The following is a 19,213-nucleotide window of genomic DNA, read 5'->3' on the forward strand; positions in this document are numbered from 1 at the left end:
GCATCCGGGGTGTACACTAACCGACCCGCGCAGCACTTCCGCACCGTCTTGTCCTCCGCCGAGGTTCGACGCCGCGCCCAACCGGCGCATGCGAAAACCGCCTCAGTCGATCATTCATTCGATAGATGCAAGCGACGCCAACGGTGCGGTGTGCCGGGCCCAATTTCTTACGTCTCGCAGGCCAAAAAATGGACGAACAACTGAAGCAAAGCGCTCTCGCCTATCACCAGAACCCGAAACCCGGCAAGATTTCGGTCACGCCCACCAAGCCGCTGTCGAACCAGCTCGACCTGTCGCTTGCGTACTCGCCGGGCGTCGCCGCAGCCTGCATGGCGATCTACGAAGAACCGCTCGACGCGCAGAAGTACACCTCGCGTGGCAACCTCGTCGGCGTGATCACGAACGGCACGGCGGTGCTCGGTCTCGGCAACATCGGTCCGCTCGCCGCCAAGCCGGTGATGGAGGGCAAGGGCTGTCTGTTCAAGAAGTTCGCCGGCATCGACGTGTTCGACATCGAGCTCAGCGAGTCCGATCCGGACAAACTGGTCGAAGCGATCGCGATGCTCGAGCCAACCCTCGGCGGCATCAACCTCGAGGACATCAAGGCGCCGGAATGCTTCTACATCGAGAAGAAGCTGCGCGAGCGCATGAAGATTCCGGTCTTCCACGACGACCAGCACGGCACCGCGATCATCGCTTCAGCGGCGATTCTGAACGGCCTCAAAGTGGTCGGCAAGAAGCTCGACGAAGTGAAGCTGGTGTGTTCGGGCGCGGGCGCGGCGGCGATTGCGTGTCTGGACCTGCTGGTGAATCTCGGTTTGTCGAAGCAGAACATTCTGGTCGCGGACTCGAAGGGCGTGATCTACGAAGGCCGCGGCAATCTCGATCCGTCGAAGGAGCGCTACGCGGCGAACAGCGACGCGCGCACGCTGGCTGACGCGATCCGCGGCGCCGACGTGTTCCTCGGCTGTTCGAGCGCCGGCGTGCTGAAGCCGGAAATGGTCGCCGAAATGGGCACGCAGCCGCTGATTCTCGCGCTCGCCAACCCGGAGCCGGAAATCCGCCCCGAGGAAGCCAAGAAAGTGCGCCCGGACTGCATCATCGCGACGGGCCGTTCGGACTATCCGAACCAGGTCAACAACGTGCTGTGCTTCCCGTTCATCTTCCGCGGCGCGCTGGACGTCGGCGCGACCACGATCACGGAAGAGATGAAGCTCGCGTGCGTGCGCGCCATCGCCGAACTGGCGGAAGAAACCGATCAGGGCGATGAAGTCGCGAAGGCTTACGAAGGTCACTCGCTCGAATTCGGCCCGGAATATCTGATTCCGAAGCCGTTCGATCCGCGCCTGATCATCAAGATCGCGCCGGCCGTCGCGCAAGCAGCGATGGATTCGGGCGTCGCGACCCGTCCGATCAAGAACATGGACGCGTACCGTGAAGAACTCGGCACGACCGTGTATCGCACCGGCATGGTGATGCGCCCGGTGTTCGCCGCGGCGAAGTCGGAGCCGGCGCGCATCGTGTTCGCCGAAGGTGAGGACGAGCGCGTGCTGCGCGCCGCGCAATTCGTGCTGCTGGAAAAGATCGCCAAGCCGATTCTGGTCGGCCGTCCGTCGGTGATCGAGATGCGTCTGAAGAAGGTGGGCTCGAAGCTCAAGTGCGGTGAAGACTTCGAGGTCGTCGATCCCGAAGACGATCCGCGTTATCAGCAATGCTGGCAGGCGTACCACGAACTCGGCGCGCGCGAAGGCGTCACGCCGGACGTCGCCAAGGCCGCGATGCGCAAGTTCAATACGCTGATCGGCGCGATCCTCGTGCGCCTCGGTGAAGCGGACGGCATGATCTGCGGGATGATCGGCCAGTACCACACGCATCTGAACTTTATCGAGCAGGTGTTGGGCAAGGCCGAAAACGCGCAGAATTTCGCCGCTATGAATCTGCTGATGCTGCCGGGCCGCAATCTGTTCATCTGCGATACGTACGTGAACGAAACGCCCACCGCCGAACAACTCGCCGACATGACGATGCTGGCTTCGCGTGAAATCGAGAAGTTCGGTATCACGCCGAAGGTGGCGTTGCTGTCCAATTCGAACTTCGGCAGCGCGCCTTCGTCGTCGTCGCAGCGTATGGCCGCGGCGCGCAAGCTGATTGCGGAGCGCGCGCCGTCGCTCGAAGTCGACGGTGAAATGCACGGCGATGCGGCGTTGTCGGAGGCGGTCCGCAAGGCCGCGTTCCCCGGCACGACACTGACGGGCGAAGCGAATCTGCTGATCATGCCGAATGTGGAAGCGGCGAACATCACGTACAACCTCCTGAAGATGGTCGGCGGCGAAGGCGTGACGGTGGGGCCGTTCCTGCTGGGCGCCGAAAAGCCGGTGCACATCCTCACGCCGGCTGCTACCGTGCGCCGGATCATCAACATGACGGCGGTGGCTTCGGCTAACGCACGCAAGAAGGTCAACGCGCAGTAATGCAGGTAGTTTGATGGTGAAGCGGCGCCGCATCGCGGCGTTCGCGACAAGCTGACGAAAACGCCGCGGGAGTTGATTCCGTGGCGTTTTTTATTTGCAGGTTCGGTCTGTGCGACTTGTCGTCCTAATGCATCTCAATGTGATGAGCGTCTTTTAAGAGTGCTCTTATTCGATTTTCTGTGACACTTTTGTAAAGTTGTTCCCGAAGCGCAGCACACCGCGATGACAACGGAATAGTCGGCAGTTCAATCCGTGGATCGTCCGGCGCGGCGCTTCGTCTTGGTGGTTGGTTGATAGTTGGGTCGTTGGTAGTTGGTAGTTGGTAGTTGATGATGTTGCAGTAGAAGTTCGTAGTTGCAGTAGAAGTTAGCAGTTCCTGTTGTTTGTTTTTGATTGGTTGTTGTGTTGTTGTGTTGTTGTGTTGTTGTGTTGTTGCAAGAGGCAGTACCGCTTGTTCTCGTACACACGCATCATGTGTCGAAACAAGCAAAAAAAAAGGCGGCTATCCGAGAGGACAGCCGCCTTTTCCGTTTCCGGGGCCCATGATGTGGGCCGACGCGGCCAGCCGGATTACGCCGCGTGTTGCGTCTTTCCGGTCTCGGTGGAGCGCCAGCGCGTCAGCAATTCGTTCCACTTGACGCGCACGCCCTTCAGGTTGTTTTCCTTCACGTGACCGTAGCCGCGAATGCCGTCCGGCAGATTCGCGAGTTCCATGGCCAGCTCACGTTTCTGCGCGGTCAGGCCGCCAATCAGTTCACGCACGAGCGCTTCATATTCGCCGATCAGCGCACGTTCGGTACGGCGCTCTTCTGTTTTGCCGAACGGGTCCAACGCAGTGCCGCGCAGGAATTTGAGCTTGGCCAGCACGTGCATCGCGTTGAACACCCACGGTCCATACTTCTTCTTGATCAGATGACCTTGAGCGTCTTTCTTCGAGAACACCGGCGGCGCGAGATGGATATGCAGTTTCCAGTCGCCTTCGAAACTCGCCTTCAGTTTGTCGATGAACGCGGGGTCGCTGTAGAGGCGCGCAACCTCGTACTCATCTTTGTACGCCATCAGCTTGTGCAGATTCTTCGCCACGGCTTCGGTCAACGGCAACTGATCGTCGGCCGAATCGAGCGCCGACTCGGCTGCGCGTACTTGCGCGACCAACGCGCGATAACGCTCGGCGTACGCCGCGTTCTGCCACGCGACAAGGTAGTCGGCACGCTTGTCGATCAGCCTGTCGAGCGCCTTCGGCGTATGTAGCGAGATGATCTTGCCGCTTGCAGTTTCAGTAGCGGCGCCGCGTCCTTGCGACTGCGCGAGCTTGCGCACCGCAGCCAGATCGTGCGCTGCACGACGGCCCCACTCGAAGGCGGCCCGGTTCTTTTCGACCTGAACGTCGTTCAACTCGATCGCGCGCATCAGCGACTGATACGTGAGCGGCACCCAGCCACGCTGCCATGCGTAACCGAGCACGAACGGATTCGTATAGATCGCGTCGCCGAGCAGCGCGACGGCGAAGTGGTTCGCATCGACCGTATCGACGCACTCGTCGCCCGCTCCGGCGCGCACGTCGGCTTCGGTGCTGCTGCCGGGAAAGCGCCAGTTCGGGTTCTTGATCAGTTCCGCTGTCGGCGTGTGCGCGCTGTTCAGCACAACGCGCGTATGGCCTGCCTGCATCCGCGAGACGCATTCGTCGCTTGCCGTGACGATCGCGTCGCAGCCGATCACGAGACTCGCCTCGCCCATTGCAATGCGCGTTGCGTGGATATCGTCCGGTTTCTGCGCGATCTGTACGTGGCTCATCACGGCGCCGCCCTTCTGGGCGAGGCCGGTGACGTCGAGCACGGTGACGCCCTTGTTCTCCAGATGCGCGGCCATGCCGAGCAGCGCGCCGATTGTGACGACGCCCGTGCCGCCGACGCCCGTCACCAGCACGCCGTAAGGGCGGCCGATCGACGGCAATGCGGGTTCCGGCACCGGCGGCATGGCATCGGCGACGATGCCCGACGCGGCTTTCGGCTTACGCAACTGCCCACCTTCGATCGACACGAAACTCGGACAGAATCCGTTCACGCACGAAAAGTCCTTGTTGCACGTCGACTGGTTGATCTGACGTTTGGTGCCGTATTCGGTATCGACCGGTTCGACCGACAGGCAATTCGACTTCACCGAGCAATCTCCGCAGCCTTCGCACACGGCTTCGTTGATGACGACGCGGCGTGCCGGATCCGGATACGTGCCGCGTTTGCGGCGGCGGCGCTTCTCGGTCGCGCAGGTCTGGTCGTAGATCAGGATCGTGGTGCCGGGAACCTCGCGTAGCTGGCGCTGCACTTCGTCGAGCTTGTCGCGATGGTGGATGTCGATACCCGGCGCGAGGCCCACATTCGCGTGGTACTTCTCCGGCTCGTCGGTGACGATGACGATCTTCGTCGCGCCTTCGGCGGCGAGTTGATGCGTGATCTGCGGCACGGTCAGCACGCCGTCGACCGGCTGGCCGCCCGTCATCGCGACCGCGTCGTTATAGAGAATCTTGTAGGTGATGTTCGCCTTCGACGCGATCGCCGCGCGAATCGCGAGCAGGCCCGAGTGGAAGTAAGTGCCGTCGCCCAGATTGGCGAACACATGCTTGTCGTGGGTGAACGGCGCCTGGCCGATCCACGCGACGCCTTCGCCGCCCATCTGGCTGAACGTGCTGGTGCTGCGGTCCATCCACACAGTCATGTAGTGACAGCCGATGCCGGCCATCGCACGCGAGCCTTCCGGGACATTGGTCGACGTGTTGTGCGGGCAGCCGGAGCAGAACCACGGCTTGCGTTCGGCTTCCACGCGCGGCCGCGCGAGCGCCTTTTCCTTCGCCTCGATGACCGCGATGCGCGCGGCGATGCGAGCGCGTACGTCGGACGGTAGATCGAACTTGTCGAGCCGCGTGGCGATCGCCTTGGCGATGATGGCCGGCGAGAGCTCGTAATGCGCCGGCAGCAGCCAGTTGCCCATCGGCACCGACCATTCGCCGCCCGCGCCGTCTTTCTCGTCGAACTTGCCGAACACGCGCGGACGCTGCGCGTCCGGCCAGTTGTACAGTTCTTCCTTGATCGCGTATTCGAGAATCTGGCGCTTTTCCTCGACCACCAGGATTTCATGGAGGCCGCGTGCGAAGGCTTGCGCGCCTTGTGCCTCGAGCGGCCAGACGCAACCCACCTTGTACAAGCGAATGCCGATGCGCGAACAGGTATCGTCGTCGAGACCGAGGTCGGTCAGCGCCTGACGCACATCGAGATAAGCCTTGCCGCCGGTCATGATGCCGAAGCGCGCATCGGCCGAATCGATTTCCACGCGATCCAGTTTGTTCGCGCGCACGTAGGCGAGCGCCGCGTACCACTTGTAGTCGAGCAGACGCGCTTCCTGCACGAGCGGCGGATCCGGCCAACGGATGTTCAAGCCGCCTTCAGGCATCGCGAAGTCGTCCGGCAGGATGATCTTCGTGCGGTGCGGATCGATATCGACCGAAGCCGACGATTCCACGACGTCGGTCACGCACTTCATCGCGACCCACAGGCCGGAATAGCGGCTCATTGCCCAGCCGTGCAGGCCGAAGTCGAGATATTCCTGCACGTTCGAGGGGAACAGCACGGGCAGGCCGCACGCCTTGAAGATATGTTCGGACTGGTGCGCGAGCGTGGAGGATTTGGCCGCGTGATCGTCGCCGGCGAGTACCAGAACGCCGCCATGCCGCGATGAGCCGGCCGAATTGCCGTGCTTGAAGACGTCGCCGGAACGGTCGACGCCCGGACCCTTGCCGTACCACATCGAGAACACGCCATCGTATTTGGCGCTCGGGTACAGATTGACCTGTTGCGAACCCCACACGGCGGTGGCCGCGAGGTCTTCGTTGACGCCGGGCTGGAACACGACCTGATGCGCGGCGAGATGCTGTTTCGCCTTCCACAGAGACAGGTCGAGGGCGCCGAGCGGCGATCCACGGTAACCGGAAATGAAGCCGGCGGTATTGAGCCCGGCGGCCCGGTCGCGTTCCTGTTGCAGCATGGGCAGACGCACCAGCGCCTGGATGCCGCTCATGTACGCGCGGCCGCGTTCGAGGGTGTATTTGTCGTCGAGCGTGACGGACGAGAGCGCAGCTTCTAGCGAGGCTCGCTGACCTGCGTCTAGCGGGGCATTCATTATGTGTACTCCTCCACCCAGTTTGGGATCGCCAAAACTTTTTGGGCCGCGGCATCTTGTGAATGCTTGGGGCCGGGGTCGCCATATTGACGTGTTTTAAGTGATGGTAGCACTGGTGAAAACCCGCCGCAGCATGTCGGCAATCGCGAATGCAGCGGGGTCGATAACGATCGATGGCAGCCTAGCTGACGCTGTTGCGGGGCCTCGGCGCCGGTGCTGTAACAAGCTGTAAATGCGACAAATTCTCGGAACCGACGATGAAATCCCTGTCTAATCCCGCACCTGTGAGCAATGTCGGCGAAACGCTCCGCATTCGGTGGAGGTTCACGACAACAGGGCAGTCAGACAAGGAGTACGCATGAACACTAGAAACATCCAGACATTCCTGATGGTTTCGGCCGCATTCTTCGCCATGAGCGCCCCGATGCGCTCGAATACCGGCAGCGCAGGGACGCTGTCAGCCGCGGTGGCTCGTGTGGCGCAAGTCGCGCCCGCGCGCATTGCGGTAGACCGCGTCACGCGATCCGCCAAAGCCGGCGAGTAGGACAGAATTCGTGATGCGCCGCCGATGCGGCGTGTCGATTGAAAACCGGCCGCCGCACCGGTGCGGGCAACGGCGCAAATGACACATGACAAAGGGCGGGGATCGCAAGATCCTCGCCCTTTCTTATTGACTCGCGAACCTCAGATTCCGCGCGGGACGTTTGCGGTCATGCTTTGTCCTGCACCACCCCACGACGGATCTGGTCGAGTTCGATCGATTCGAACAGCGCCTTGAAATTGCCCTCGCCGAAGCCCTGATTGCCCTTGCGTTGAATGATCTCGAAGAAGATCGGCCCGATCTGGTTTTCGGTGAAGATCTGCAGCAGCAGATCGTCCGGCGCGCCGTCGATCAGAATCTTGCGCTTGCGCAGTTCGTCGAGCGGCTCGCCATGATTCGGCACGCGCCGATCGACCAGTTCGTAGTAGGTGTCGATGGTATCGAGCAGCGAGATGTTCGCCGCGCGCAAACCGTCCACCGTGCGGTAGATATCGTTGCTGCCGAGCGCGATATGCTGGATGCCTTCGCCGTGATAGGCGTCGAGATATTCCTGAATCTGGCCGGCCGTCTCCGAACCTTCTTCATTGATCGGAATCCGGATCTTGCCGCAGGGCGAAGTCATCGCTTTCGATTTCACGCCCGTCACCTTGCCTTCGATGTCGAAGTAACGCACTTCGCGGAAGTTGAACAGACGCTCGTAGAACTCCGCCCATTCCTGCATGCGGCCGCGATGCACGTTGTGCGTCAGGTGGTCGATATAGGTCAGGCCGTGCCCGGCAGGATTGGGATTCGCACCGGGAATCGGCTCGAAGTCGACGTCGTAAATATCGATGTTGCCGATGCTGTTCGGCTCGGCGCCGTTCTTGCCGCGCCAACGGTCGACGAAATAGATCAGCGAGTCGCCGATGCCCTTGATCGCCGGAATGTTCAGTTCCATCGGGCCAGTCTTGTTGTCGAAGCCCCAGGCGCCTTTATCCAGCGCCTGTTTGTAGGCCTTTGCCGCATCTTGCACGCGGAAGGCGATCGCGCAGATCGACGGGCCATGCAGGCGTGCGAACCGCTGCGCGAACGAATCCGGCTCGCCGTTGACGATGAAGTTGATTTCGCCCTGACGATACAGGGTCACGTCTTTATGACGATGCCGCGCTACCGCGGTGAAGCCCATTTGTTCGAACAGTTTGCCGAGCGCTTTCGGATCCGGCGCGGTGTATTCGATGAATTCGAAACCGTCGGTGCCGAGCGGGTTGTCCCAAGTTGAAACTTGCATTGTCTGTCTCCTGATTTGCGCCGGTGCGGGGTGTGCGATTGAGCGCGACCGAGTGAGCCAAGTGTAAAGGTCCGGTCGCAACGAAAACTTGCGAACTTAATCGCGCGTGAATACGCTTGCGCTATCTTCTTGCGCAGCTTCGCTTTTTGAGGGCAGAAAATGACCAAAATAGAGATGGACGCGATCGACCGGCGCATTCTCGCCATCCTTCAGGAGAATGGCCGGCTGTCGAATCAGGAGATCGCGGAACGCGTCAATCTTTCGCCGAGCCCGTGCCTGCGGCGTATCCGTCGACTGGAAGAGAGCGGCGTGATTCGCGGCTACGTGGCGCTGCTCGACCCTCGGCGATTGGGTCTCGATTTGCTCGCTTACGTGAACGTGCGGCTGGAAAAGCGCAGCGGGCCGGCGCTCAGTCCCCGAGGCGGCGACGTAACGCACGCGGATTTGTTTCGCGCGGCGGTTCAGACCTGGCCGGAGGTGGTCGCGTGTTACGCGATGACCGGCGATATGGACTATCTGCTTCGCGTCCAGGTAGCGGATATGGCGCACTTTTCGCGTTTCGTGCAGGAGCAGCTCCTGCACCATCCGTCGGTGATCGACGTCAAGACGAGTTTCTCGCTCGAAACGTTCAAGGAAACGACGGCGTTGCCGATTGTGTAAGCCGTGCCGCGCGAGGCGACTGTCAGCGGTGAAACAAAAAAGGGCAGCTTTGAGGCCGCCCTTTTCTTGAGTCACCGAAGCGCGTGGCTGTCAGGCCGCCTCTGCCGTCGGCAAAAACGATTCGAACAACTGCGTCGTGCGACGTGCCTGGCGTTTGAGAGCGTAGTCGAACACCGCAGCTTGCTCCTGCAACATCTCGGCGATGATGCTGGATTGGTCGGCCGGCGGCAGCGTGAGATAGGCGTCGGCTTCGCCGTATGCGTACTCGATCTTCATGCCGGCTTTCTTCGCGATGTGCATCATGGTCGAATTGCGCGACAGGCAATGCATGTAGAGCATGCTGACGTGCGTATTGCGGCTGCGAATGGCGGCGCGCTCGAAAAGCTTGGAGCCGATGCCCTGCCCACGAGCGCTTTCCAGCACTGATACGCCGAATTCGGCGGTGCGTTTGTCGCCTTCCACCGGCAGATAAGCCAGGTGACCGACGCCGGTCAGTTGCAACTGACTGTTGAATACGCCGAAAACCGTGTCGCGCTTGAAATCGATGGCGCGAACGTAATTTTCGATGACATGGTCGGGCACGATCTGGCCGAAGCGCAGCAGGCGATCATCTTCGTCGAGCGCGAGGAAGTGGGTAAGCAGCCGTTCGCGGTCGGCAGCGGTGAGTTCACGGACCAGAGCGGGTGCACGACCGGCTGGCTGCGACAGCCGATCGTGCGCGATGATCGGCTCGGCTGCGCGGGGTGTAATCGGATTCATGGTCGGGTTCTCCTTTTAATCGAGCGGCGTGGTGCACCGCAAAAACGATTTTAGCGGAAATGCTAACCGCATACTAGGGAAAACCCGTATCTAATTCTGAGTAAGATACCTAAAAAGATCGCATTGTCCTCGCAAACAATTGATTTCAAACAATAAATAAACTGAACGGGCGTTCGTGCCTCGGTGTCGCGGCAAGGCAACTGAAGGTCGGCGTGTATCTCCTGACTATTGTTGCTCTGCGCAATCAATCCGGCGCTGAGCCCAGCCCATGATCGACCATGCCGACCACCTGCTCGGCGAACTCCCGATAGCCCATGCGGCCATCCGGCTTCAGCCAGGTGAACGTCCAGTTGATCATGCCGAACACCATCATCGTGAGGGCGGTTTGATTTTCGCGCCTGGCGCGTTCTGGATAAGCGCGCGCCAGTTGCCGCGAAAAGGCCGCGACCACGTCACGCTGGCGGTTCAGGATGATCTCGCGCTGCGTATCCTCCAGATACTTCACGTCGTTCAGCAACGCGACGTGCCGACTGTGCGACGTCTCGTACTCGGACAGAAATGCGCGAATCAGCTCGGCGAAGGTTTCCCGCTCCGTGAGTCCGCGGCGTTGGCTTGCGCCCTCTACCTCGGCGATGATCAGCATCAGCCGCTTGGTGTAACGGTTCAGCAGGTCGAACAGGATGGCTTCCTTGCTCGCGTAGTAGTGGTACAGGCGCGCTTTCGAGGTGCCGCTGGCGGCGGCGAGATCGGCCATCGAGGTGCTCGGATAGCTGGTCTGGGCGAATTTCGCCGCGGCTAACTCGAGAATTTGCTCGCGCTGGGTTTCGTGGTCGGGGGCTCGGGTGCGGGCCATGGGCGTCTGTTCTTCTATTAGTGTGGACAGTGGGAGAGCGCTGCGCACAACTCCAGCGTGCGCCACGCGCGCGCGTCGCCGCGCAGCTTGATGCGCCGGGTCGCGGCCAGTTCGTGCAAGCGCCATAGCGCGATGCTGTCGCTGACCAGCAAGCCGAGGTCGGCGGTCATCAACTCAGCGGCAACGCGCGCGGCGGGTTGCCAGTCCTCGGTGACGTGGTCGAGGATTTGCGCGTCCAGGTCGGCGAAGTTGCCGCTTGTAAATGAGTTGTCGCGCCAGCGCCGCGTCTCGCCGTTCGCGTGTTTGACTTCCTGCCATTCGAGCGCGAGCCGGCTGATACGCAGCACCGAAATCGGCGCGGCGTCGGACAGGTGCGCTTGCAGCACGGTCGGCGCGAACATGCCGACGGAGGTCGCGCGGTCCTTGCGACTGTGCGCCCAGGCGCCGGGGTCGGTAAGGTCGTGAATCGACAGACGCACTTCGTTCAGGCGCTGCGGGCTGTTGCGCAGGTGATAGCAGACCCGGCGGAGCATCAATTGATCCGATGCGCTTTCACCGTGCCAGGCCACCAGATTTGTATCGCCGCTAGCGATCTTTTCCAGTGTCGCCGCCTGCTCGCGGAACTCGCGCAGGAAATCCCGCTTCGTATCGGCGCTGACCCGATCCCAGAAGCTGGCTCGCACCTCGGGCGCCTCGTCGATGCCGCGCAAGGGGCCGACTGCCAGGTCATCGCGCAGCGCTTGCACGCGATCGTCGCGGCCCGCCTCCTTAAGCGCGGCGCGCAGTGATTCCGCGGCAACATCGCCGTTGGTGAGATGGATCGTGCTCATCGGCAGTGGCTTCGCTCGGGGATAACAAAAAGGGGCCGCTCGCCGAACGGAACGGACGTCCGATCGCGAGCGGCCCCTAGTGTAAGCGGATCGCGGACCTGCTGAAAGCGCTGCGGACGTCGCACGGACCGGCCGCGGCGCGCGGTTCAACGTTCGTCGTAGCTCACCACGACCCGATCGCTGACCGGATGGCATTGGCACGTCAGCACGAAACCGTCGCGGATTTCATGCTCCTCCAGCGTGTAGTTCTTTTCCATCTTCACTTCGCCTTCCAGCACCTTCGCGCGACAGGTGCAGCAGACGCCGCCTTTGCACGCATACGGCAGCGCGAGGCCGGCTCGCAGGCCGACGTCGAGCACGCTCACGCCTTCGTACGGCAGGCGCAGCTTGCGCCTTTTTCCGTCGAGGACGATTTCGAGGTCGGCGGCCGGCATGTCCTCGGTGATGTCGACCGGCGGCACGCCCGCTTGCGGCAGCGGCGAACCGAAGCGCTCCACATGCACCTTTTCCGGCGGCACGCCTGCGGCTTTCAAGGCGGCCTCGGCGGCATCCATCATCGGGGCGGGGCCGCAAATGAACGCTTCGTCGATGGCATCGGCGGGTAGCAGGTTCTCGATGAAGGCCGCGCACTTTTGTTGATCGAGCACGCCGTTGAAGAGTTCGACGTCCTGCAAGTCGTCGGACAGCACGTGGTAGAGCACGAAGCGGTTCATGAAGCGGTTCTTCAGATCCTCCAGTTCTTCCGCGAACATGATCTGGTCGACGCTGCGGTTGCCGTACACCAGCGTGAAGGTGCTGCGCGGTTCCACTTCAAGCGTGGTCTTGATGATCGCGAGCACGGGTGTGATGCCCGAGCCGCCTGAGAAGGCGATGTACTGCTGACCCTGGTCGGCGTTCAGATGGGTGAAGAAGCGGCCGTCGGGCGTCATCACGTCGATCGTGTGACCGGGCTGCAGCGTATCGAAGGCGAAGTTCGAGAAGCGCCCGCCGCGCACGCGCTTGATGCCGATGCGCAGTTCGCCGTCGCGATCGTAGTCCGTCACGCCGACGCAGATCGAATACGAGCGGCGCGTTTCCTCACCGTCGATGTGCGTCTTCAACGTGACGAACTGGCCTTGCGTGAAGCGGTACTGATCGCGCAGTTCGGCGGGGACTTCGAAGGCGACGGAGACCGCGTCGGCGGTTTCGGGCCGCACTTCACGGATACGCAGCGGATGAAATTGCGGGGTGGCCATATCAGTACGGTTTGAAGTAGTCGAAGGGTTCGCGGCAGTCGAGGCAGCGATACAAGGCCTTGCAGGCCGTCGAGCCGAATTGCGCGAGACGCTCGGTGTGCGCGGAGCCGCAACGTGGGCACGGCGGCGCGGGCAGCGCTCGCGGCACGAAGCGCAGCACGTTTTCCCGCGGCGGCGCGGCCGAACCGCAATTGCCCGTGGGCGGCGCGATGCCGTAGGCGCGGAGCTTTTCGCGCGCGTCGGCGGTCATCCAGTCGGTGGTCCAGGCGGGCGCGAGCACGGTGGCGATCCGGTACGGCTTGAGGTTCGCCACGTCAAGCGCATGGGCGACGTCCTCCGCGATCTGCGACATGGCCGGGCAGCCGGAATAGGTTGGCGTGATCACGACTTCGAGCGCGCCGTCGGCGGCGCGGCGCACATCGCGCAGAATGCCGAGTTCGCGGATCGACACCACCGGAATCTCCGGATCAGGCACCGTTTCGAGCACGTCCCACGCGCGTGCGAGCGCGGCATCGGGCGCGTGTGTGGCAGTCGAGGTCGTCATCGTCGGATTACCAGGTGGCGCCGGGGTGCTGGCGTGCGAGGCTCTGCATTTCGGCCAGCACGAAACCCATGTGCTCCGAATGCTCGCCGTGCTTGCCGGTCGTAATGTGCTTGACCGCTTCGGGCAGTTTCAGCGTGGCTTCGTCGAGCGTGGCGCGGACGTCCTCGAGCCACGCAGGTTCGAGGTCAGAAGTCAGCGGCCCGATGCCGGCGGCGGCGATCGTCTCTTCCACGGCGTCCGTGCTGAAAAACTCGCGCGTGTACGGCAGCAGGTAGTCGAGCGCCGCTTGCGCGCGGCGGTGCGATTCGTCGGTGCCGTCGCCGAAACGGATCAGCCATTCGCTTGCATGGTGCAGGTGATAGCTGGTTTCCTTGATCGACTTCGACGCGATCGCAGCCAGTTGCGCGTCGGCGGAGCGGGTGAGCGCCGTCCACAAGTGCGCCATTAGCGCGGAGTAGAGGAAATTGCGCACGATCGTGACCGCGTAGTCCTTGTCGGTTTGCGCGGTGCCGGTCAGCGGGCCGTAGTGCGGCAACTCGGCCAGCGTGTAATTGGCGAACTCGCGTTCGGCGCGGAAGTAGGCGTAGTCGTCTTCGGTGCGGGTTTTGCCGGTGAGCTGCTGTTCGAGCGAGGCGGCATGCGTATACAGCAGCCGCGCCTGGCCGATCAGATCGAGGCTCATGTTCGAGAGCGCGATGTCCTCTTCGAGGACCGGGCCGTGGCCGCACCATTCGGTATTGCGCTGACCGAGGATCAGCGCGGTATCCGCGAGGCGCAGCACGTATTGCAGATGTTCAGGCGTAGTGTGCATGGCCGCGCTTACATGTGATTGACTTCGTCGGGGAGCGTGTAGAACGTCGGATGGCGGTAAATCTTGTCGCCAGCCGGTTCGAACAGTTCCGCCTTGTCTTGCGGCGCGGAGGCCGTGATCGCCGATGACGGCACCACCCAGATGCTCACGCCTTCCTGGCGGCGCGTGTAGACGTCGCGCGCCATGCGCAGCGCCATTGGGGCGTCGGCGGCGTGCAGACTGCCGCAGTGTTTATGGTCGAGTCCCTGCTTGCTGCGCACGAAGACTTCCCAAATCGGCCATTCCTTGTTCATGCTGATCTCCTGATTCCTTGCCTGGCTCTTGCCGCGCTTATCAGGCGGCGTGCTGTTGCGCGCGCTGGCGCTGCTTTTCCGCGTGGGCGAGGGCGGCTTCACGCACCCAGGCGCCGTCGTCGTGGGCTTTGACGCGGGTGGCGAGACGCTCGCGGTTGCACGGGCCGTCACCGTTTACGACGCGCCAGAACTCTTCCCAGTCGATGTCGCCGTAGTCGTAGTGGCCACGCGCCTCGTTCCATTTCAGGTCCGGGTCCGGCAGCGTGACGCCGAGCACTTTGGCCTGGTCGACGGTGGCGTCGACGAATTTCTGGCGCAGATCGTCGTTCGAGATGCGCTTGATGCCCCATTTCGACGACTGATTGCTGTGGATCGAGTCCTTGTCGCTCGGGCCGAACATCATCAGCACCGGCCACCACCAGCGGTTCACGGCCTGCTGGACCAGTTCGCGTTGCGCTTCGGTGCCGGACATCATCGACATCAGCGCGTCGAAACCCTGGCGCTGGTGGAACGACTCTTCCTTGCAGATGCGGATCATCGCCCGCGCATACGGGCCGTACGTGCAGCGGCACAGTGGAATCTGGTTCATGATCGCCGCGCCATCGACCAGCCAGCCGATCACGCCGACGTCGGCCCATGTGGGCGTCGGGTAATTGAAGATGCTGGAATATTTGGCTTTGCCGGAATGCAGCGCCGCGATCAGCTCATCGCGCGACACGCCGAGCGTTTCGGCCGCGCTATATAGATAGAGGCCGTGGCCGGCTTCGTCCTGCACCTTGGCGAGCAGGATCGCCTTGCGCTTGAGGCTGGGCGCGCGCGTGATCCAGTTGCCCTCCGGCAGCATGCCGACGACCTCCGAATGCGCGTGCTGCGAGATTTGCCGGACCAGCGTTTTGCGGTAAGCGTCCGGCATCCAGTCCTGCGGCTCAATTTTGCCGTCGTCGGTCATGACTGCGTCGAATCGCGCCTGTTCAGGCGAATTCGCGCCCGAGTCGAGCGGAGCGACGTTGCCGGGAATATCCAGGGATTGCGTGTACATGGGGACGCTCTCTGCGGAAGTTTCTGTGTTTGCACAGTATAAGCCAACCGACCGGTCGGTTAATAACTTTTTTGCGACGGATCCTTGCCGTCGATAGGTGCTGGCGGACCCTTGGTGGCCGCAGTCACGCGTCGCTGGCGCCCCGCGCCGACGCTTAACCTATAAAATTGCGAATTGGCCGCGATTTGCGGCCTTCCTGTATCCCCGGTACTCATGTTACGTCTTAGCGAAATCAAACTCCCGCTCGATCATCCCGACAGCGCCCTCGAAGCCGCGGTCCGCGCGCGCCTCGCGGAACTCGGGGTGGCGGCGAACGGGCTCATCCGATACACCGTTTTTCGCCGCGCTCACGATGCCCGCAAGCGCGCCGACATCAAACTCACGTACATCATCGATGTCGAGGTAACGGATGAGGCTGCCGCGCTCAAGCGGCTCGCCGAAGTGCCGCATTGCGGCGTGACGCCTGACATGACTTACCGGTTCGTCGCCAAGGCCCCGGCGCAACTCGCCACATTGCGCCCGGTTGTGATCGGCATGGGGCCGTGCGGCCTGTTCGCCGGACTGATCCTCGCGCAGATGGGCTTCCGTCCGATCATCCTCGAGCGCGGCAAAGCCGTGCGCGAGCGCACCAAGGACACATTCGGCCTGTGGCGCAAGTCGGTGCTGAATCCCGAATCGAACGTGCAGTTCGGCGAAGGCGGCGCGGGTACATTCTCGGACGGCAAGCTATACAGCCAGATCAAGGACCCGAAGCACTACGGTCGCAAGGTGCTCGACGAATTCGTCCGCGCGGGGGCTCCGGAAGACATCCTGTATCTGAGCCGGCCCCATATCGGCACCTTCCGTCTCGTCAGCATGGTCGAAAAGATGCGCGCGACCATCTACGAGTTGGGTGGTGAAGTGCGCTTTGAAACTCGCGTCGACGACATCGAAATTGACCACGGCAAAGTTCGCGGCCTGAAGCTTTCGACCGGTGAAACGCTGCGTTGCGAGAATGTCGTGCTGGCGGTCGGCCATAGCGCGCGCGATACGTTCGAGATGCTGCACGAGCGCGGCGTCTATATGGAAGGGAAGCCCTTTTCGCTCGGTTTCCGGATCGAGCACCCGCAGGGTTTGATCGATCGCAGCCGGTTCGGCAAGTTCGCCGGGCACAAGCAATTGGGCGCCGCCGACTATAAGGTGGTGCATCACTGCAGCAACGGGCGTGCGGTGTATAGCTTCTGCATGTGCCCCGGCGGCACGGTGGTGGCGGCGACCTCGGAGCCTGGGCGCGTCGTGACGAACGGCATGAGCCAGTATTCGCGGGCCGAGCGCAATGCCAATGCGGGGATTGTCGTCGGCATCACGCCGGACGATTATCCGGGCGGCCCGCTCGCCGGTATCGCGTTCCAGCGCAAGTGGGAAGAGCGGGCGTTCGAGCTGGGCGGCGGCAACTATATGGCGCCGGGCCAACTGGTCGGCGACTTTATCGCCGGACGGCCGTCCACCTCGCTCGGCTCGGTGGTGCCGTCGTACAAACCCGGCGTGCATCCGACCGATCTCAGCACCGCGCTGCCTGATTACGTGATCGAGGCGATTCGCGAAGCCTTGCCGCAGATGGACAAGAAGATAGCCGGCTTTGCCATGCATGACGCGGTGCTGACGGGCGTTGAGACGAGAACGTCGTCACCGATTCGCGTGCGTCGCCGGGACGATTATCAGAGCATGAATGTGGACGGTCTGTATCCGGCTGGCGAGGGCGCCGGGTATGCAGGCGGAATCTATTCGGCGGCGATCGACGGAATCGAAGTGGCGGAAGCGCTGGCATTGAAGATGACCGGAGCGCGGGCGGCCGCCTGAGTCGGCGACGGGCGCACGCAGCCGCCCGTGACCGCCATTGCGATCGGGCACAATGCACGTTTTCGCCTCGAACCGACCACCGAATGACCATTCGCACTCTGGCTGCCGCATGCGCTGCGGCGTTGCTCACCCAATTTGCCGTTTCCCCGAGCGTTTTTGCCGCCGACGCCTCCGCGCATTGGGTGGCCGCGTGGGCGACGGCGCTGCAGCCGATTCCTCAACGTGCGGATTTGCCTTCGCTGTACCGCGCGCCAGAAGTGGCGGGGCGCACGGTGCGCCAGATCGTCTATCCGACGCTGTCCGGCAAATCGGCGCGGATCCATCTGAGTAATGAGTACGGCAAGACGGCGTTGGTCATCGACGAACTGCGCATCGCGCGCTCGGCCGGCGGTGCCGCGGCTCTGGGCGGCAGCGAAACGCGCGTGACGTTCGGCGGGAAGACAGCGGTGAGTATTCCGCCCGGCGCGGAGCTGGATAGCGATCCCGTCGCAATCGAAGTCGCCAAAGGTGCGCCTTATGCGATCAGCGCGTTCGTGGGGGCGGAGCAACGAATCGTGGCGTGGCACCGTGTATCGAGCCAGGTGAACTATGTTTCGGCACCGGGCAATCACACGGCCGATACTTCGGCCGATTCGTTTCGCAGCCGGTTTACGCAATATGTGTGGCTGACCGGCTTGTCCGTGGACGCCCCTGCGTCGATGGCCGTGGCCGCGATCGGCGACTCCATCACCGACGGCATGCGCTCCAGTCTCAATCAGAACAAGCGTTGGCCGGACGCGCTAGCGCGCCGGTTCGCCGGCAGCGGCGAGCGCTCGATTGCGGTTGTCAATCTCGGCATCAGCGGCAATCGCTTGCTAAGCGATTCGCCGTGCTATGGCGAGGCGCTTGTCCGGCGTTTTGATCGCGACGTGCTCGAGCGTCCTGGCGTCAAGGCGGCGATTCTGCTGATTGGCATCAACGACATCAATTTCGCGGCGATGTCGGCCCGCAATGGTCTCGACTGCGATTTCCCGCATACGCCGGTCACGGCTGCGGATCTGATCGCCGGATATCAACGAGTGATAGCCGCCGCGCGGCAGCGTGGCGTAAAGGTGTTCGGCTCGACGCTGACGCCTGCGTCGTTGCCGGCGCAGCGAGAGAGCATCAGGCTTGCGGTCAATCAATGGATTCGGAGCAGCCGCGGTTTCGACGGGGTGGTGGATTTCGACGCGGCGCTACGCGATCCGGCGCAGCCGGAGCGCTTGCAGCGCGCTTTTGACAGCGGCGATCACATTCATCCTAGCGATGCGGGTTATGCCGCAATGGCGGATGCGGTTCCTATCGTTGCAGTAGTGAATTCGTCCCTAAAGTGAGCCGCCAAAAAAAGAATTTGGTCAAACCCTTGTCACATGGCTGAGGTTGGCCTATGATTCGCCTCCTCGTTGCAAACGAGGGCCGCGGTAGAAACCAGCGGCGCGTAGCGCCAAGAAAGAAGTTTTAAGCGAAAGCGAAAAATGTTCTTGACGAAACGAAAGAGATGTCTCATAATCTCGTTTCTCTGCTGCAGATGCAGCGACGCAGAACGAAGCGGTGCCGGGTGGTTGAAGGTGGCGTCGTGACGGTGGTGAATGCGTAACCGATCTTTAAAAACTAACAGCCGATAAGTGTGGGCGCTTGATGCGCGGCGCGCGGTGGATTCTTCGGGGTCTGCCGGAAGCGAAAGTATCAAGTCTCACACAGTAATGAAAGGAAGGTTTTCCTGTTGAAAGACAGGATGATCATTCGTCAGTACGTTGAGTGAGCGACCGGTTGGTAAAACAACCGAAAAACAGTAACAGGCATTGAACTGAAGAGTTTGATCCTGGCTCAGATTGAACGCTGGCGGCATGCCTTACACATGCAAGTCGAACGGCAGCACGGGG

Annotated in this window: 15 protein-coding genes and 1 rRNA gene; 6 read left to right on the forward strand and 10 right to left on the reverse strand. The window is 62.1% G+C overall.

All coding sequences use genetic code 11. From position 1 onward, the window contains the following. Nucleotides 1–188: 188 nt before the first annotated feature. Entirely contained in the window at nt 189–2,471 is a 2,283-nt protein-coding gene (locus BUE39_RS29440; RefSeq protein ID WP_073432189.1) for an NADP-dependent malic enzyme, read from the forward strand. 570 nt (nt 2,472–3,041) lie between these two features. Here the strand turns inward: BUE39_RS29440 and BUE39_RS29445 are convergent. Next, complete coding sequence (locus BUE39_RS29445; protein WP_073432190.1) at nt 3,042–6,641, reverse strand: indolepyruvate ferredoxin oxidoreductase family protein; 3,600 nt, start codon at nt 6,639–6,641, stop codon at nt 3,042–3,044. Nucleotides 6,642–6,999: 358 nt separating this feature from the next. Between BUE39_RS29445 and BUE39_RS29450 the strand changes: the two genes are divergently transcribed. Continuing rightward, nucleotides 7,000–7,185 carry a hypothetical protein gene (locus BUE39_RS29450; protein WP_073432191.1) on the forward strand — a complete coding sequence of 62 codons (186 nt, stop codon included), beginning with the start codon at nt 7,000–7,002 and terminating at the stop codon, nt 7,183–7,185. A 166-nt stretch (nt 7,186–7,351) separates the two neighbouring features. Here BUE39_RS29450 and hppD read toward each other — a convergent pair whose 3' ends face one another. Then, on the reverse strand, nt 7,352–8,449 hold the full coding sequence (gene hppD / locus BUE39_RS29455; RefSeq protein WP_073432192.1) for a 4-hydroxyphenylpyruvate dioxygenase: 1,098 nt from the start codon (nt 8,447–8,449) through the stop codon (nt 7,352–7,354). A 159-nt stretch (nt 8,450–8,608) separates the two neighbouring features. On the opposite strand from hppD, the gene BUE39_RS29460 reads away from it, so the two are divergent. Beyond that, nucleotides 8,609–9,109 carry an Lrp/AsnC family transcriptional regulator gene (locus BUE39_RS29460; protein ID WP_073432193.1) on the forward strand — a complete coding sequence of 167 codons (501 nt, stop codon included), beginning with the start codon at nt 8,609–8,611 and terminating at the stop codon, nt 9,107–9,109. Nucleotides 9,110–9,199: 90 nt separating this feature from the next. Here BUE39_RS29460 and BUE39_RS29465 read toward each other — a convergent pair whose 3' ends face one another. From BUE39_RS29465 to paaA, 8 genes are all read right to left on the reverse strand, one after another. Beyond that, complete coding sequence (locus tag BUE39_RS29465; RefSeq protein ID WP_073432194.1) at nt 9,200–9,868, reverse strand: GNAT family N-acetyltransferase; 669 nt, start codon at nt 9,866–9,868, stop codon at nt 9,200–9,202. A gap of 244 nt (nt 9,869–10,112) precedes the next feature. Then, the gene (locus tag BUE39_RS29470; protein WP_073432195.1) at nt 10,113–10,721 is read right to left on the reverse strand and encodes a TetR/AcrR family transcriptional regulator; all 609 of its coding nucleotides are present in this window, start codon (nt 10,719–10,721) and stop codon (nt 10,113–10,115) included. 17 nt (nt 10,722–10,738) lie between these two features. After that, nucleotides 10,739–11,551 carry a DUF1835 domain-containing protein gene (locus BUE39_RS29475; RefSeq protein ID WP_073432196.1) on the reverse strand — a complete coding sequence of 271 codons (813 nt, stop codon included), beginning with the start codon at nt 11,549–11,551 and terminating at the stop codon, nt 10,739–10,741. 146 nt (nt 11,552–11,697) lie between these two features. Next, nucleotides 11,698–12,786 (reverse strand): 1,2-phenylacetyl-CoA epoxidase subunit PaaE, encoded by a 1,089-nt coding sequence (gene paaE, locus BUE39_RS29480; protein ID WP_073432197.1) that lies wholly within the window; start codon nt 12,784–12,786, stop codon nt 11,698–11,700. 1 nt (nt 12,787) lies between these two features. Next, complete coding sequence (paaD, locus tag BUE39_RS29485; RefSeq protein ID WP_073432198.1) at nt 12,788–13,330, reverse strand: 1,2-phenylacetyl-CoA epoxidase subunit PaaD; 543 nt, start codon at nt 13,328–13,330, stop codon at nt 12,788–12,790. 7 nt (nt 13,331–13,337) lie between these two features. Next, on the reverse strand, nt 13,338–14,141 hold the full coding sequence (gene paaC / locus BUE39_RS29490) for a 1,2-phenylacetyl-CoA epoxidase subunit PaaC (RefSeq protein WP_073432199.1): 804 nt from the start codon (nt 14,139–14,141) through the stop codon (nt 13,338–13,340). An 8-nt stretch (nt 14,142–14,149) separates the two neighbouring features. Then, a complete protein-coding gene (paaB, locus tag BUE39_RS29495; RefSeq protein WP_073432200.1) occupies nt 14,150–14,434 on the reverse strand; it encodes a 1,2-phenylacetyl-CoA epoxidase subunit PaaB in 285 nt (94 codons plus the stop codon). A 40-nt stretch (nt 14,435–14,474) separates the two neighbouring features. Further along, nucleotides 14,475–15,473 carry a 1,2-phenylacetyl-CoA epoxidase subunit PaaA gene (paaA, locus tag BUE39_RS29500; RefSeq protein WP_073432201.1) on the reverse strand — a complete coding sequence of 333 codons (999 nt, stop codon included), beginning with the start codon at nt 15,471–15,473 and terminating at the stop codon, nt 14,475–14,477. Between the two features lie 213 nt (nt 15,474–15,686). On the opposite strand from paaA, the gene BUE39_RS29505 reads away from it, so the two are divergent. From BUE39_RS29505 to BUE39_RS29515, 3 genes are all read left to right on the forward strand, one after another. Next, nucleotides 15,687–17,312: an NAD(P)/FAD-dependent oxidoreductase gene (locus BUE39_RS29505; RefSeq protein WP_073432202.1), complete on the forward strand. Its 1,626-nt coding sequence runs from the start codon at nt 15,687–15,689 to the stop codon at nt 17,310–17,312. Nucleotides 17,313–17,395: 83 nt separating this feature from the next. Further along, the gene (locus BUE39_RS29510) at nt 17,396–18,664 is read left to right on the forward strand and encodes an SGNH/GDSL hydrolase family protein (RefSeq protein ID WP_073432203.1); all 1,269 of its coding nucleotides are present in this window, start codon (nt 17,396–17,398) and stop codon (nt 18,662–18,664) included. 470 nt (nt 18,665–19,134) lie between these two features. Next, nucleotides 19,135–19,213: ribosomal RNA gene (locus tag BUE39_RS29515) — 16S ribosomal RNA — on the forward strand; the annotation flags it as partial.

Source organism: Paraburkholderia terricola (genome assembly GCF_900142195.1).
Lineage (GTDB): Bacteria > Pseudomonadota > Gammaproteobacteria > Burkholderiales > Burkholderiaceae > Paraburkholderia > Paraburkholderia terricola.